The 479-nt window shown below is 47.0% G+C and carries 1 protein-coding gene; it reads right to left on the reverse strand.

What is annotated here, in order from left to right; genetic code table 11:
- Positions 1-70 precede the first annotated feature (70 nt).
- Positions 71-394 (reverse strand): hypothetical protein, encoded by a 324-nt coding sequence (locus CXF95_RS30970; RefSeq protein WP_232787551.1) that lies wholly within the window; start codon positions 392-394, stop codon positions 71-73.
- Positions 395-479 lie beyond the last annotated feature (85 nt).

Consider the following 479-nt stretch of genomic DNA (forward strand, 5'->3'; position numbering starts at 1 on the left):
TTGCGAAAATCAATCGGCTGTTGGTAAAGAAAAACCTGAGTGAGCTCCACACCTGGACGCATCACTTTGCTCACGACAACAACTCGGCTAATTGTTTAACCACTGACACGTTACTTGCCGTGATACCTATCAGACGAACACCATTGGTAAAGTGCAATGAGAGTGGATCATGATGTTGCGGCTCAGGTAATCGCTGCACACTGACAAAACCGGAGGGTTTGTGGTTAATGGGTACCAGTGCGGTTGAGTATTTGCGTTTGTGGTAGCTGAAGTTGTGTGGACACAGGTCGTGATCTCGACAATAGGCAGCTTGGGTTAAACCTGAGTCACGCCACTGAGTCACATGCTCACGCCACAGCGGAGCTTCCTGCTTTAAATTTGATGTTGCGGTCACTTTGTTTTCCTCATACGTTTGTAATGAGGAAATTATGCAGCAGATTGCCCGTCGGAATAAGGACGTAGGTTTATTAAGCGCTTAC

This window comes from Paraglaciecola sp. MB-3u-78 (assembly GCF_002835935.1).
Taxonomy (GTDB): Bacteria; Pseudomonadota; Gammaproteobacteria; order Enterobacterales; family Alteromonadaceae; genus Paraglaciecola.